General features: G+C 62.0%; 13 protein-coding genes. 4 read left to right on the plus strand and 9 right to left on the minus strand.

Features of this window, described 5'->3' with window-relative positions:
- Positions 1–346 precede the first annotated feature (346 nt).
- On the plus strand, positions 347–1561 hold the full coding sequence (gene thrS, locus AC57B1_RS30040) for a threonine--tRNA ligase (RefSeq protein ID WP_496419511.1): 1215 nt from the start codon (positions 347–349) through the stop codon (positions 1559–1561).
- 74 nt (positions 1562–1635) lie between these two features.
- Here the strand turns inward: thrS and AC57B1_RS30045 are convergent, their stop codons facing one another.
- The 8 genes from AC57B1_RS30045 to AC57B1_RS30080 form a co-directional block, all read right to left on the minus strand.
- A complete protein-coding gene (locus AC57B1_RS30045; RefSeq protein WP_496419512.1) occupies positions 1636–2367 on the minus strand; it encodes a maleate cis-trans isomerase family protein in 732 nt (243 codons plus the stop codon).
- Between the two features lie 20 nt (positions 2368–2387).
- On the minus strand, positions 2388–3767 hold the full coding sequence (locus AC57B1_RS30050) for an isoxanthopterin deaminase (protein WP_408295217.1): 1380 nt from the start codon (positions 3765–3767) through the stop codon (positions 2388–2390).
- 86 nt (positions 3768–3853) lie between these two features.
- On the minus strand, positions 3854–5194 hold the full coding sequence (locus AC57B1_RS30055; RefSeq protein WP_496419513.1) for a nucleobase:cation symporter-2 family protein: 1341 nt from the start codon (positions 5192–5194) through the stop codon (positions 3854–3856).
- A gap of 143 nt (positions 5195–5337) precedes the next feature.
- On the minus strand, positions 5338–6444 hold the full coding sequence (locus tag AC57B1_RS30060) for a CobW family GTP-binding protein (protein ID WP_496419514.1): 1107 nt from the start codon (positions 6442–6444) through the stop codon (positions 5338–5340).
- A 40-nt stretch (positions 6445–6484) separates the two neighbouring features.
- The gene (locus AC57B1_RS30065) at positions 6485–7075 is read right to left on the minus strand and encodes a UbiX family flavin prenyltransferase (RefSeq protein ID WP_408350699.1); all 591 of its coding nucleotides are present in this window, start codon (positions 7073–7075) and stop codon (positions 6485–6487) included.
- The gene (locus AC57B1_RS30070; RefSeq protein WP_496419515.1) at positions 7072–8466 is read right to left on the minus strand and encodes a UbiD family decarboxylase; all 1395 of its coding nucleotides are present in this window, start codon (positions 8464–8466) and stop codon (positions 7072–7074) included. The genes AC57B1_RS30065 and AC57B1_RS30070 overlap by 4 nt, the downstream gene beginning before the upstream one ends.
- A 119-nt stretch (positions 8467–8585) precedes the next feature.
- A complete protein-coding gene (locus AC57B1_RS30075) occupies positions 8586–9512 on the minus strand; it encodes an amidohydrolase family protein (RefSeq protein ID WP_496419516.1) in 927 nt (308 codons plus the stop codon).
- Positions 9512–10468, minus strand: coding sequence for an amidohydrolase family protein (locus AC57B1_RS30080; protein WP_408185894.1), 957 nt, complete (start codon positions 10466–10468; stop codon positions 9512–9514). Before AC57B1_RS30080 ends, AC57B1_RS30075 begins: the two co-directional genes overlap by 1 nt.
- 241 nt (positions 10469–10709) lie before the next feature.
- Here AC57B1_RS30080 and AC57B1_RS30085 point away from each other — a divergent pair, with 241 nt between their 5' ends.
- Complete coding sequence (locus AC57B1_RS30085; RefSeq protein WP_408350693.1) at positions 10710–11597, plus strand: LysR substrate-binding domain-containing protein; 888 nt, start codon at positions 10710–10712, stop codon at positions 11595–11597.
- Here the strand turns inward: AC57B1_RS30085 and AC57B1_RS30090 are convergent.
- A complete protein-coding gene (locus tag AC57B1_RS30090) occupies positions 11584–12480 on the minus strand; it encodes a LysR substrate-binding domain-containing protein (RefSeq protein ID WP_496419517.1) in 897 nt (298 codons plus the stop codon). The two genes, AC57B1_RS30085 and AC57B1_RS30090, sit on opposite strands and share 14 nt — an antisense overlap.
- 145 nt (positions 12481–12625) lie before the next feature.
- Here AC57B1_RS30090 and AC57B1_RS30095 point away from each other — a divergent pair, with 145 nt between their 5' ends.
- Positions 12626–13153 (plus strand): (2Fe-2S)-binding protein, encoded by a 528-nt coding sequence (locus tag AC57B1_RS30095; RefSeq protein ID WP_496419518.1) that lies wholly within the window; start codon positions 12626–12628, stop codon positions 13151–13153.
- Positions 13154–15403, plus strand: coding sequence for a xanthine dehydrogenase family protein molybdopterin-binding subunit (locus AC57B1_RS30100; protein WP_408350684.1), 2250 nt, complete (start codon positions 13154–13156; stop codon positions 15401–15403).
- Positions 15404–15493 lie beyond the last annotated feature (90 nt).

The raw sequence follows: 15493 nt of genomic DNA on the forward strand, positions 1-15493 counted from the left end.
AGTTGAGTTGCAGACCGGCGTGTTGCGAAGCGCGCGCCGGTTTCGGATCAGACATACATCGTAGCGTTTAACGTGCTGTTCTGACCAGAGCGCGTCGAGAATGCGATTGACGTAGCGTCGCCGAATCGTTTACTGTCGAGCCATGGACTTCCACTCGATTCCCTTCGCTGCCGTCACCACCACGACGACCACCTTCACAGGCGGGTCGTCTGGAGGTTGCACGCGCTAGGAGCAGAAGCAGTGGCAAACCACCAAAGGCCCCGCCGGAAACGGACGGGGCCTTTGGCGTTTCTGGACCTCCGTTTGCGGCATCCACCAGCGCTAAGCGATCAAACGGAGCAAGACTGTGAACGACATCGACCACCGTGTATTGGGCAATAAACTCGACCTCTTCCATCAACAGGAAGAAGGCGCCGGCATGGTGTTCTGGCACCCGCGAGGCTGGGAACTGTATCGCGTGCTCGAAGATTATGTGCGTGTCCGCATGCGTCGCGCGGGTTTTCGGGAGATTCGCACGCCGCAATTGCTGGCGCGCTCGCTGTGGGAAAAAAGCGGGCATTGGGAGAAGTTCGGCGCGGCGATGTATTCGTTGGCCGACGCCGAAGAAGGCCGCGCGCTGTCGCTGAAGCCGATGAGCTGTCCCTGTCATGTGCAGGTGTTCAACCAGCGCGTGCGTTCTTATCGCGAGTTGCCGGTGCGTTATAGCGAGTTCGGCGCGTGTCACCGCGATGAGCCTTCCGGCTCGCTCGAAGGACTCAAACGTACGCGGGCCTTCGTGCAGGACGATGCGCACGTGTTCTGCATGGAAGCACATATCGAGGCGGAAGTCGGCCGCTTCTGTTCGCTATTGCGCGCGGTCTATGCGGACCTCGGTTTTCCCGAGTTCAAGGTCGCGCTCGCGACGCGCCCGGCGATGCGAGCGGGCAGCGATGAAACGTGGGATCGGGCGGAAGAGGCGTTGGCGAATGCGGCGCGCGCGGCCGGGTTGGAGTTTGATGTGCTCGAAGGAGAGGGCGCTTTTTACGGACCGAAACTCGAGTTTCATCTGACGGACAGCCGCGCGCGCAGTTGGCAATGCGGCACGATTCAGCTCGACTTCGTGTTGCCCAAGCGGCTCGATGCCGAGTTCGTCAACGAGCGCAATGAGCGTGAGCGGCCGGTGATGATCCATCATGCCGTGCTCGGCAGCATGGAGCGGTTCATCGCGATGTTGCTCGAACATCATGAGGGATGGTTGCCGGTGTGGCTGGCGCCTGAACAGGTCGTGGTGGCGACGATCAGCGACGCGAATCTGGCTTATGCGCAAGAGGTGATGCGTGCGCTCGACGCTGCCGGTGGCAGAGCGGCGCTGGACAGCCGGCCTGAGCGGTTGGAGAAAAAGATCGTCGATGCACGGGAAAAGCAGGTGCCGATTCTGGTCGTGGTGGGCTCGCGTGATGAGCGTGACAGGACGATCAGCATTCGCATGCGGGATGGACAGCAGTCGACGTTTGCATTGGCCGACGGCGTCGAGCATTTGCGGTTGGCCGCGTTGCCGCCTGCGATGCCTTTAGTGATCTGACGCCGCGGTGGCTGAAGGGCGCATTGAATGAGGCCCTTCAGCCTTTCAATCTGTCTCGACGCTCGAACGCAAAGCTATCGCAGTTCGCCAAACAACCGCCCCCAACTCACCAACGGCTTCGTATCCACCTCCAGTATTCTCAGCGCCTTCCACACCACCGTCGCCACTGTGTCGTACGCGGGAATATCCGTCGCCATCTCGAACGCGCGCACCAGATGCGCTGCATGCAGATTCGTGCAGAAGGTGGTCACCGCGTCCGGTCTCGCGAACGCGGCTTCGCGCATCATGATCGCGAGTTGTGTGTCGGGCACTTCGGCAAAGCCGAAATTATCCTGTAGCCCCAAATGCCGCTCCGCCACGCATTCAATACCGAGCGTCTCGTAGTTACGCACGATTCGCTGCTGAACGTCATCGGTATAAGGCGACACCAGACCGAATCGCCTTACCCCGGTCTTCTCGAAGATTTCGTTGAGCGCCAGCACCGAGGTGGTCGCGGGAATACCGGTCGCTTCGGTGATCTGCCTGCATAGCGCCTGATCGCGATGGAACCCCAGCCAACCAGCCGACGTGCCGCTCCAGCCGATCACGTCCACTCGCGCATCGGCGAGTTGACGCGCGGCGGCCAGAATCCGGCTCGCGTCGAATTGACCGAGCGCCGTCTCGGATAACGCGATCTCCGTCACCGTGAAGCGGGCGAAGTGCGCGCTGACGTGCGGCAGTTCGCTCAGCATCGCAGCGGTGATCGGCTCTAGCGCTGTGTTCGACGAAGGCGTGAGCATGCCGAGCCGGATTCGTTTGCTTTGCATTCTGAAGCGTCCCCTGTCCTTTAGTCAGCGAGCAACAGTTTCACGCCCTCGGCGGCTTCGTAACGAAGTTCGTCGAGATCGAGACCTGGAATCACGCCGTTATCCACCACCACGCGGCCGTTCACCACGTTATAGCGAACGCGCGCCGGTTCGCCCGCCGTCACCGGCGCCACCGCGACATCGTGAAAGCCGTTGAAACGCAGATCGCTAATGTCGTACAGCACGAAGTCCGCCGCCTTGCCCACTTCGAGCGTGCCGACCGCATCGAGACCGAGCACGCCTGCGCCGCCCGCGCTGCCCCAATGGATCGTCTCTTCGACGGTGGTCGCCGACGCGCCCTGCGCCGCACGATGCACGAGCCACGCGAAATGCGCTTCGTTGGTCATGCTGCCGGATTCGTTCGACGCCACGCCATCCACCGCGAGCGACATCGGCACGCCGGCAGCCGCCATTTGCGGCGCCGGCGCGATGCCGCTGCCTAAGCGTGCATTACTGACCGGACAATGCGAGCAACCGCTGCCCGTTTCGGCGAGCATGGCGATTTCGCTGGCTTGCAGATGCACGAGGTGCGCGAACCAGACGTCCGGTCCAAGCCACTCGTGATCGGCGACGAACTCGACCGGCAGCTGGTTGAAACGCTCCTTGCAGAAATCGACATAACGGGTCGTTTCGGACAGATGCGTATGCATCCGCAGACCCATCCGCCGAGCCGCGCGCGCGACTTCGGGCAGGAGTTCGGGCGGCAGGGAGAACGTCGGCGTGGTGGGCGCGACGACCACGCGACGCATCGAGGCCGCGCCGCTGTCGTGATAGCGCGACTTCAAACGTTCGATGTCGGCGAGCATCTGATCGAGCGTCTCGGGCTTCAGTGCGACTTTCGAAAAGCCCGGATGATCGCCGGCCGCCTGCAAAGCGCCGCCCCGGCACAACACGAAGCGCATGCCGAACGAAGCCGCTTCGTCGAATAGCAGATCACCGGTTTCGGTGCTGCCGTCGGCGTGATAGAGATAGTGATGATCCGCGCAGGTCGTCACGCCGGAAAGCAGCAGTTCGGCGAGACCCAGACGCGCCGCGACACGCGCGAGGTCCGGCGTAAACCGCGCAAGCCGCGGATAGGGCACGGCGGCCAGCCAGTCCTGCAAGTCCGCATTGATACCGGAAGGCACGGCCTTCAGCAGATTCTGGAACAGATGGTGGTGCGTATTCACCCAGCCCGGATAGACGACGCAAGACCGCGCGTCGATCACGCGCTCGTCGGCGCGCGGTTCAAGGTTCGGGGCGATGGCTTCGATACGGCCGTTGCGAATGCGCAGATCGACCTGACCGAGCCGCGCGCGCTCGCCGCTCATTCCGCTCATCACCGCAACAGGGTTCTTGATCAGCAACGCTTCAGTTTGCATGCTCACGATTCAATGTCCTTTCAGTTACTGCGAAGCGGCCGGCGATCCATACAGGCGTACCGGCCGCGCTCGTCATGCCGCGTCCGTTATTCGCGGACCATGTTGTGTGCCGGCACGAGGTCTTCTTCATGCGCGCCGTTGAGCACCGCGTTCAGCACCACGGAAACCAGGCACGCCAGCACCACGCCGCTATGCAGGAACGGCTGCGTCCAATCGGGCATATGCTTGAAGACTTGCGGCGCCATCACTGGAATCAACGCGGTGGCGATCGTAAAGCCGACGATCAGCACGTTGTAGCGATTGCGCTCGAAGTCCACCTTCGCCAGCGTCTGCACACCGGCCGCGACCACGACACCGAACATCGCGATGCCTGCGCCGCCGAGCGCCGCCGAAGGCGTCGAGGCCACCACCGCACCGATCTTCGGCACCAGCGCCACCACGCACATCAGCACGCCGCTGATCGCCACCACCCAGCGGCTGCGCACGCCGGTCAGAATCACGAGCCCGACGTTCTCCATGAAAGCGATGAACGGGAACGCCGCGAACATGCCGGCAATCGCGCTGGCGAGTCCGTTGGCGCGCATGCCGCGCACCACGTCTTCCTCGCTCACGTCCTTGTCGACGATGTCGCCGATCGCGACAAAGAGGCCCATGGATTCGACCATCTGCACGACCATGACGACGATCATCGTCAGCACCGGCACCAACGAAAACACGGGCGTGCCGAAGTGAAACGGCAGCGGCAAGGTGAACCACGGCGCTTGTGACACGCTCGCGAAATTGCCCATGCCGAGCGAACACGCCAGAATGCCGCCCGCCACCAGGCCGATGAGCACCGACAGGTTGCGCAGGAACGCATTGGCAAATCGGTTGATCGCGAGAATGACCAATGCGACGAACAGCGTGACGCTCAGGAAGGGCAGGGCGCCGAACTGCTGTTGCGCGGCCTCGCCGCCACCGGCCCACTGATACGCCACGGGAAACAGTTGCAAGCCGATCACGGTTACGATGCAGCCGGTCACGACAGGTGGAAAGAATCTTCGTAAGCGCCCGACCAGCGGCGCGGCGAACATCGTGAAGAGACCCGCGCCAATCACCGCGCCACATACACCGGCGAAGCCGACGCCCGGACTCGTGCCGATCGCGATCACCGGCCCGACGCTGCTGAATGCGACGCCTTGCAGAATCGGCAGACGCACACCGAACTTCCAGAAGCCGACGGTCTGCAGGATCGTCGAAATGCCCGAGCAAAACAGCGCCGTGCTGATGAGCACGGTAGTGTCGGCCGGCGACATCTTCAGTGCCGACGCGACGATCAGCGGAACAGCAATCGCGCCGATGTAAGCCACTAGCATGTGCTGCAAACCGAGCGTGATCATCTGGCGCTTCGGCAGAATCCGATCGACGGGGTGTATGGCGGTGTTCATGACGTGTCTCCTATGTCGACCGGCATTAACGCTTCTGCGCTTACTCCGGTCGCATGCAAGGTACTTGCATTTTGTTTTCGATCGGAACGCGCCGCACGGGCCTCGCCGTACGGCATCACTTCGCGCGCCGACCGGGTCTCCCGTCAGGCCGCAACCGGCACGGCAAGACAGGCATGGAAGCGGTCGGTCAGCGCGGCGCGATCGAGATCGCGTCCGATGAAAACAATGCGGCACGAGCGCGGTTCACTACCCCACACTTGCGCCGCGCGCAATTCGATGACGTTGTGCACGCCCTGCAACACATAGCGATGCGACTGGCCTTGCACGGCGAGAATGCCCTTCATGCGGAACAGGTTCGCCGCGTCCGAGTCGCGCAGTTCCGCGAGCCACGCTTGTAGTGCGTGGAGGTCGATATCCGAGTCGACTTCGATCCCGACGGAGGACACGCTTTCGTCGTGTTGATGGTCGGCGTGATCGTCGTCGAGATGAGCGTGATCGTGCTCATGTTCGTGGTCGTGGTGGGCTTGATGTTCTTCGTGGCCGTGCGCGTGTTCTCCCTCGTGCAAGCCATCGGTTTCGACGAGAATCTGCGAGAACTCGTTCGCGCCCACGCCGAGAATCCTGTCGAGGTCGATCCGCGCATAGCTCGATTCCACGATCTCCGCCGTGGCATTGAGCCCGCGAATACGCTGCGTGAGCGACGCGATATCGTCCGGCCCGACCAGATCGACTTTGTTGATGACGATGCGGTCCGCACACACAATCTGATCGACCGCCTGGTTGTCGCTACCGTCCAGCACCAGATCGTCCAGATGCGCCGCGATATGCTTCGCGTCCACCATCGTGACGACGGCGTCGAGCGTGACCTGCTTCGCAATCGGATCGTCGAGGAAGAAAGTCTGCGCCACCGGATACGGATCGGCGAGACCGCTCGTCTCCACAATGATGTGATCGAGCCGGTCCGGCCTTTCCACCAGCATGCGTACGATCCGCACCAGATCCTCGCGCACCGCGCCGACGCAGCAGACGCAGCCGTTGGTCATTTCGTAGATCTCTTCGGTCGATTCGAGCACGAGGCCACCATCGATGCCGATCTCGCCGAACTCGTTTTCGATCACTGCGATCTTGCGGCCGTGTTTCTCACGCAGGATGTAGTTGAGCAGCGTCGTTTTGCCGGCGCCAAGAAACCCGGTCAGCACCGTGACGGGGATTTTCTCGATGTCGTTGTGGGTGGTGTGAATGTGATTCATGGCTCGTCTCCGTTTCTTCGTTCGTACTGCGGTTCGGCTATCAGGCGATTTGCGGTGCGGGTATGTCCACTTCTCGCCAGCGTTTGACGGTGCCCGCTTCGAGACCGAACAGATCGAGCACGCGGCCTAGCGTGTGATCGATCATCTGGTCGAGTGAAGCCGGGCGCGCGTAAAACGCCGGTACGGGTGGCGCGACGATCGCGCCCATTTCGGTTACGGCAATCATGTTGCGCAGATGCGCCAACGTGTACGGTGTTTCGCGCGCCAGCAGCACCAGAGGGCGGCGCTCTTTCAACGTGACATCGGCGGCGCGTGAAATCAGGCTCGACGACATGCCGCTGGCAATTTCGGCAAGCGTCTTCATCGAACAGGGCGCGACGATCATGCCCAGCGAGCGGAATGAGCCGCTCGAAATGGCCGCGGCCATGTCGTCGCAACGGTAGGTGGCGCTGGCGAGCGCGCTGACTTCGGCGAACTTGTAGTCGGTCTCGTGCGTCATCGTGAGCAGCGCGCTGCGCGAGACGGTCAGATGCGTTTCGATATCGAGTTGACGCAGCAGTTGCAGCAGGCGCACGCCATACGTAAAGCCGGAAGCGCCGCTGATGCCGACTACGAGTCGCCGCGCGCTCATCGCTGTGCTCCGGCGGCGCGGGTCAGAATGTGCACGGCCTGTTGCGAAGCACGTTCGCAAATCCGTGCGCGGATGCCGTCGAAATGCGCGCCGCGTGTCGCGTCGATCCCCATACGCGACGTGGTGCCCGCCGCGGACGAAGAGGGATCGAGCGGACTGCCCGGCAAGCCGTCGACGATAAACACGTCCTCATGCGGCTGAAAATGCGTCGCGATCGCCCACAGCACCTGCGAGTCGCTGGTGATGTCGATGTCGCTGTCCACCGCCACGACGTTCTTCAGATACGGGTCCCAGCCGAGCAGCGCGAGCATGATCTGGCGTGCTTCGCCGTCTCGCGTCTGATTCAGCGCGACGTAGCAGTGAAAATGCGTGCCGGAGTTGGGGTAGTGCAAGGCGGTGACCGACGGGAAGCGCGCCTTCAGTTTCTCGCTCATTTCCGCTTCGCGCGGCAAGCGGGCTAACGTCAAATGTTCTGCGTAGGGGCCGCCGACCACATCGACCAGCCATGCATCGTGACGGCGCATCATCGTGTCGACGCGCAGCACGTTGTTGGTCGAGCGGTCCGATGAATAACCGGTGAACTCGCCGAACGGGCCTTCTTCGGCGTGCGCGGAAGGGTCGATCGTGCCTTCGAGCACGAACTCCGCGGAAGCGGGCACGCCGATGCCGTAGCGCGGCGTGCGCACCAGTTCCAGCGGAGCACCGAATAGACCGCCTGCAATTGAGCGCTCGTCTGTGCCGAACGGTACGCGTGCGGCTGCGGCCAGCATGAAGAGCGGATGCGCGCCGATCACCATCGCGACTTTCAACGTGTCGCCGCGCGCTTGCGCCGTTTGCAGCATGCGCCAGAGATGGCCGCGCGAATGCAGGCTGGTGGCCAACGCGTTCTTCGCGTGCCGCATGGAGCGGTGATAACTGAGGTTCGCGGCGCCCGTGACCGGATCTTCGGCGACGATCACCGCATTGGTGATATACGGGCCGCGGTCGGTATCGAAGTGGCGGATCATCGGCAACTGCGCGAGATCGACGGCGTCGCCTTCTATCACCTGGTCCAGCACGGGACCGTTCTCCACGTACGAGGGCGAGATGGGTGCATTGGCGCGTCGTTGATACGCTTCGAAGAGGCCGGACGCGTCGACATCGAACAGGCGTCCAATGCGTGTGCGTGAAGCGAAAAAGTTGGTGACGAGAGGTGTCGCGATACCGTCGACCTTCTCGCAGATCAGCATGGGATGCTGGCCGCGCGCGGCGAGTTCCGCGACGACCGCCGTGACATCCTGGTCCGCGGACAGCGGCTGAGTCAGCGTCAATACATCGTCGGAATAGTGCTCGCGATACGCCTGCGCGAAGCGGTGAAAATCCTGTGTAGCGCGGAAGAGGTTATCCGCCATAGTGAACTCCGTCGAAAGCGATAACGAAAGCGGACCGCTGGTTGAGTCGAAACGCGTGAGACGAAAGAAGCAGGCGCGGCGCTAACCGCGCCTGCTTTCAAACCATCGGGCAGTCAGCGTTAAGCCGGTTGCACCACATCATTCACGTACGTCGCCTTCAAGCGCTTTTCCGCTTCAGCGAGATCCTTCGGCGGCTTGGTCGGCTCGATTCCGACCAGACGGGCGATGTTGTTGCCCATGTAGTCTTCGAGGCCGTCCTCATCCAGATTCATGCCTTGCGGTGCGGGACCGCACAGCATTTCGAGTTCGCGCAGCCACATGCCCGGCTCGTTCGGCGGCGAATCCGTGCCGAACACGATCTTGTTGCGCGGCAGCTCGCGAGCGAATTCGACGATGCGCGACTGGTAGCACCAGCCCGATTCGCAGTACACGTTCGGCGTGTCCATCGCCATCCAGAAGGCTTCGAATGAGTAGTTGCCGCCCGTCTGAATCCCGAAGTGACCGATGATGAAATTCACCATCGGGAATTCGCGGATGATCGGATAGAACTGCGTGGGGATCGTGTACGGTCCGTCGCCGGTGTGGATCAGCACGACCACGCCGAGCTCCGCGCACTTCTTCATCGCGGGACGCAACCAGTCGAGCGCGCGATCCGGTCGGTAACCGTGCATGTTCGCGTGCAGTTTGAGCATCTTGAAGCCGTATTCCTTCACGTGGAATTCGAGCTCGGCCGCGCCGTTTTCCGGGCCCCAGCGCGGGTTGTACGTGAAATTGCCGATAAAGCGATCCGGGTACTTCTGTGTCAATTCGGCGATATATGACATGTAGTCGCGAATGCCTTCGCGGCCGCGTCGATTGCCGTCGCGATAGCCGGTGTTGCCGGGCGGCGGCTGAATGAAGCCCATGTCGATCCGGCGCGGCTTGCCGTTGATGATGTACGGACCGTCCATCATCTTCAGCAGGCGTTCGCCGGTGAACGGCTCACCGGTGTGGCGCCAGGCTTCGTCGACGAGGTTCGTGGGGTGCAGATGGGTATCGATGATCATCAGCGGGCTCCTGCGTAGTGGGCCTCGCCCGCGTGTTTCTTCGCGGTGCCGGCATGGTGTTTCAGATAGGCTTGCGCTTCTTCGACGCTCCTCGGCGGCGCGCTCGGCTCGAGGCCGATCATGCGGGCGAGGTTGTTGCCGAGATAATCCTCGAGTGTGTCTTCGTCGAGATTCAGGCCTTGCGGCGGTTCGTGGCACAACACTTCGAGCAAACGCAGCCACATGCCCGGCTCGTTCGGCGGCGTGTCGGAACCGTAGAGAATCTTGTGCGTGGGCAGCACCTTCGCGAATTCGACGATGCGCGATTGCAGGCACCAGCTCGATTCGCAATACACGTTCGGTGTATCGAGCGCCATCTGATACGGCTCGAAGCAATACACGCCGCCCGTCTGCACACCGAAGTGCGCCATGATGAAATTCACCGACGGGAATTCGCGAATCAGCGGATACCATTCACTCGGAATGCTGTATGGGCCGTCGCCGGTGTGCAGCTTCACGAGCAGGCCGAGGTCCGCGCATTTACGCAACGCGGGGCGCAGCCAGTCGAGCGCGCGGTCGGGGCGATACGCATGCATGTTGGCCTGCAACTGCACCATCTTGAAGCCGTGTTCCTTCGCATAGAACTCGATCGCTTCGGCGCCGTTCTCCGGACCGCAACGCGGGTTGTAGACGAAGCAGCCGAGCAGACGGTCCGGGTACTTCTGAACGCATTCCACGGTGTACGCCATGTAGTCGTCGATCGACTCGCGACCCGAGCGTTCGCCGTCGGTCCACGTATAGATGGTGTTGCCTTGCGGCGGCTGAATGAACGCCTTGTCGATGCGGCGAGGCTTACCGTTGATGATGTAGGGGCCGTCCATCACTTCGATCAGACGCTCGCCTGAAAATGGCTCGCCGTCATGGCGCCACGCGAGGTCGACCAGGTTGGTCGGGTAACAGCTAGTGTCGATGATCATGTACTCGATCTCCTTGAGAGGAACTGGTGTATCCAGTTGCCGGATCGCGGGCAGGCGCATCGATGGAACTCAGCCCGTTGGGCTTGCCCATGCGGCCCTTTGCAAGACGCAGTGTTTGTGCGCCTTCCCCTCGCCGGCATCGAGTGTCACACTGATGTGCACTGCTGCTTGCGATGCAGTCTCACAAGATAAAAACGCTCTGTACAATATTTTTTAACCACGATCTTGATACGTTTGCGATATGGACATCCGGCTGTTGCGTTACTTCGCGGTGCTTGCCGACGAACTGCATTTCGGCCGGGCAGCCGCGCGGCTGCACATTTCCCAGCCGCCGTTGAGCCAGCAGATTCGCATCCTCGAAGAGGAGATGGGCACCGCGTTGTTCACGCGCTCGCAGCACCGTGTCGAACTCACCGAGGCAGGGAAAACACTTAAAGAACAGGTGCCGTTGATCTTCGCGCAGTTCGAACGCGCGATCGATCTGACGCGCTGCGCGGGGCGCGGCGAAGTGGGGAGTCTCGAGATCGGCATCATCAGCTCGGCGATGGTCGAGCCGATTCCGCGCGCTCTACGGGTATTCGCGCAGAAGCATCCGCAAGTGCGGTGGACGCTGCATGAGATGACGCCGGCCGCGCAGATTCTCGCGTTGAAGGAGCGCCGGCTCGATGTGTGTTTCTTCCGCGTCTCGCATGAGGATCCGGAGATTCGCAGCGAAGTGGTGATGCGCGAATCTGCGGTGATAGCGTTGCCGTTGGGGCATGCGCTGGCCTCGCGTGAAGAGATTGCGTTGCGCGAGTTGGAGAGCGAGCGGTTCGTGTCGTTCGGGCTGCGGCAGTCGCAATTGGCTCGGTTTCTACAGGACTGTTGCGTCGAGGCGGGGTTTACACCGCGAATCGATCAGGAAGTGGTCGAGGTGCATACGCTGTTGTGCCTCGTGCGGGAAGGGTTGGGCGTGGCCTTGCTGCCTTCTTCCGCGCGGCAATTGTCGACGGGTGGTGTCGTGTTTGTGCCGGTGGCTGCGCCGCGTCCCGAAGTGTCGCTGTATGCGCGTTATCGTGCGGATACGCCTTCGCCGGTGCTGTCGCTCTTTCTCGATACTGTGCGAGAAGTGGCGGCTAGCGTGTGCTGACCGTTTTCGCTACCAGGTCGCGTATCACGTCGATCAGCGGCGTCACGCGCTCGGCTTTCTCGCGCGGCCATACCGCGTAGAGGTTGTAGTGCGTGGGAATTTCCACCTGCGTGAGTTCGATCAGATTGCCGTTGCGTTGCGCGTCGGCGGCGAGCAGGCCGCGCGCCAAACCGGCGCCCACGCCTGCACTCGCGGCGGCGATCAAGCCGGCGGCGTTGTCGAAAACCGCCACCGCATCGGGCTCGACTTCGGGTAGACCCGCGGCGGCGAGCCAGGGAATCCACGAACGCTTCGTATAGCCGAGCAATGGCAATTCCAGGAGTTGCTCCGGCGTGAGCGGCACGGTAAGCCCGCGTTCCTCCAGCAGCGATGGCGAGCCCACGGCCGTTAGACGGTCGCCGCAGATCAGCGTGTTTTCGAAGCCGTCCCATTCGCCATATCCATACCGCAACGCAATATCCACACGCTCGAACGCGCTGCGGTCGTGACGCGGCGTGGACAACACCGTGAGGGATGTGCCGCGCAACGCGCCGAGCAAAGCCGCCAAGCGCGCCACCAGCCAGCTTTGCGCGAGTTCGGGATCGACGTCGAGCGTGATCGACTGCTTGACCGGGCGCTCTTTCACCGACGACAACGCGCGATCGATCTGCTCGAAGCCATCGGCCAACTGATTGGCGAACAGCACGCCGGCATCCGTCAGCACCACGCGGCCGCTTTCGCGCACAAAGAGCGGCTGGCCGACGAATTCTTCGAGCGTGCGGATCTGCTGGCTGATCGCGCTATGCGTGAGCGACAACTGCCGCGCCGCGCTCGAAAAGCTGCCGAGGCGCGCGGCCAGCAGGAAGGCCTGCATCGACTGGATGGACGGATAGCGCTTCAACATGGTGTTAGCCGGACTTACGGGTGATGGAAGAAATCGTCGCTGGCGTTGTGCTTTACGGCTTTCAATAATGGCCGCAAGCACGCGGTCTTTCACGCTCTCGTTCATGCATGCGCCGCGCTGCACAACAACATTCAGGAGACAGCGCATGATCGAGATCGTGGTCAACGATACGCGGCACTCGCTCGACAATGTACCGGAAGACATGCCCCTGTTGTGGGTGTTGCGCGACCGGCTCAAATTGACCGGCACCAAATTCGGCTGCGGCGGCGGCTTTTGCGGTGCGTGTACGGTGCATCTGGAAGGCGAGGCGGTTCGCTCGTGTTTGCTGCCGATAGCCGCGGTGGCCGGCAAACGCATCACGACGATCGAAGGATTGTCGAAGGACGGCCGGCATCCGCTGCAACTCGCGTGGGTCGCCGAGGATGTACCGCAATGCGGCTACTGCCAGTCCGGTCAATTGATGCAGGCGGCCTCGTTTCTCAAGGACAAGCCGACCGTCAACGACGAAACCATCACGGCGGCGATGTCGGGCAACATCTGTCGATGCGGCACGTACTCGCGGATTCGCAAGGCGATCAAGCGGGCGGCTTCGGGTGATACGGCGCTGGCGGCGGTAGAGATGCCTGCTTGCGCGTCCGCCTGCTCGTTTCATGCTACGAACGAGGAGGCTTGAATGCGCAACGACAAAGACGCGCTGACCAGCGCTCGCGGCGCCGCGCGCCGTCGCTTCATCAAGCAGAGTTCGGCGCTGTTGGCCTCGGGGCTTGCGATCGGCTTCCAGTTGCCTGAAGCGTTCGCCAACGGTAATAGCCCAAGCGGCGACCCCAAACCGCAAGCCGGCGAATTCGAACCGAATGCGTGGGTGCGCGTACTGCCGGACGATACGATCAAGCTCGTCGTCCATAAACACGACTCCGGCACGGGAACGCGTACCGCGCTCGCTGCGCTGGTCGCGGAAGAATTGGATGTCGATCCGTTTCGCGTGGATGTGATTACGCCGGAGAATCCGTTTTACGGCGATTACATTCATCCGTTGTGGAAGGTTTTTTCGACGGGCGGGAGTACGAGCGTCTCGCTGGAATACGACCGCTTGCGACGTGCAGGCGCGACAGCGCGGGCGATGTTGATCGCTGCCGCGGCAAAGCAATGGAATGTGGCGCCATCGGCATGTTCGACGGAAAACGGCTTCGTCATCGACAAGGCTGGCGGCAAGCGTGCGAACTATGGCTCGCTGGCGCAGGTCGCCGCGCGATTGCCCGCGCCTAAGGACGTCGCGTTGAAAGACCCGTCGCAGTTCAGATACATCGGCAAATTGCAGAAGAAACGCGGCGCGGCGGAGAAGGCGAGAGGCGCGTTTCCGTACAGCATCGACGTGTCGTTGCCGGGCATGCTGGTCGCGGTCGTCACACGTGCGCCGGTGATCGATGCGCGCGTGCGCAGCGTGGATGCCAAAGCCGCGCTGGCCGTGCCCGGTGTGCGGCAGGTCGTGCAGATTCCTGGGAGGCCGGACATTCTCGGCGGCAATCAGGCGGGCGTGGCCGTATTGGCTGATGACTACTGGTCGGCGCATAAGGGGCAGGCGGCGTTGCATGTGGAGTGGGAAGATAGTCCGCTTGAAACTTTCGATAGCAGCACGCTTGCTGCGCGTCAGGCGGCGTGGCTCGACGATCCCGCGGCAAGGGTGGTGCCGACCATTCAGAGCGGCGATGTGAAGACGGCGTGGCCGCATGGTGCGAGGGTGATCGAAGCTGCTTATTCGATGCCTTATAAGGCGCAGAATCCGCTCGAACCGATCAACGTCACTGCGTGGGCGAAGGATGGGCAGATCGAGTATTGGGGTGGTCTGCAGGTGCCTTCGACGGTGCAGGAGGCGGCCGAGGTGATCGGCGGTATTCCGGCGGATCGCGTGGTGCTGCATGAGCTTGTTTCAGGCGGGAGCTTTGGGTCGCGTGAATCGAAGTACTGGCTTTTTGAAGTGACGTGGCTTGCGTTGAAGGTTGGGCAGCCGGTCAAGCTGATGAACAGCCGCGAGGACGAAATGCGCGCGCTTTACTATCACTCGGCGAGTTATCACCGGGCGAGGGCCGTGCTCGATGCGCGCGGCAATCTGGCGACGCTGCAATTGCGCGCGGTCATGCCTGCTTCGCCGGAACAATGGGAGCCGGGGTACTTCGATCGGCCGGATCGGATGGATTACAGCACCACGGAAGCGATCAGCAAGTATGAGTTCGCTTATGGGGCGCCACATGTGGATATTGGCTGGGTGCGGCATGAGACGGGGGTGCCGACCGGCTGGTATCGGGCGGTGAGTTATATCCCGAATGTGTTCGCGGTCGAGTCGTTCATGGATGAGGCGGCGCATGCGGGGCATCAGGATCCGGTCGAGTTTCGGCTCGCGCATATGAAGGATCTGAGGCATCAGGCTGTTTTGCGTGAGGCGGCGAAACGGGCTGGGTGGGGGAAGGCGTTGCCTGCCGGGACTGCTTTGGGTGTGGCGACGAATCAGGCGTATAGCAGTTATGTGGCGGTCGTGGCGCGGGTGGCTCGCAAGGGCGATGGCGTTGTGGTCGAGAAGCTCACCTGTGTCGCGGATTGTGGGTTGGCTGTCTCGCCTGGTGGTGTCGAGGAACAGCTTTATGGCGGGTTGATGTGGGGGCTCGGGCATGCGACGGCGGATCGCATTGATATTCGGCATGGGCAGATTCAGCAGAAGAACTTCGATAGTTATCGGGTCATGCGGATGAGTGATATGCCCGAGGTCGACGTTCTGATTGTGCAGGGGGATACGTCGAAACCGGGTGGCGTGGGGGAGTTGTCGAGTCCTTCGGTGGCGCCGGCGGTTGCTAATGCGGTGTTCAGGCTAACGGGGAAGCGGTTGCGCGATACGCCGTTTGAGTTGGAGAAAGTGGGCCGGAAGGCGTAGGCTTGAGGCGGTGGTTGCGCGATTCGATCTGGCTATTGCATCGACCGGTTGAATCCGCGACCGATTAAGCCGCTGTTAGAATGGCTGCCC

The sequence above is a fragment of the Paraburkholderia sp. BGA-UO-ETr-F21 genome (genome assembly GCF_059567925.1).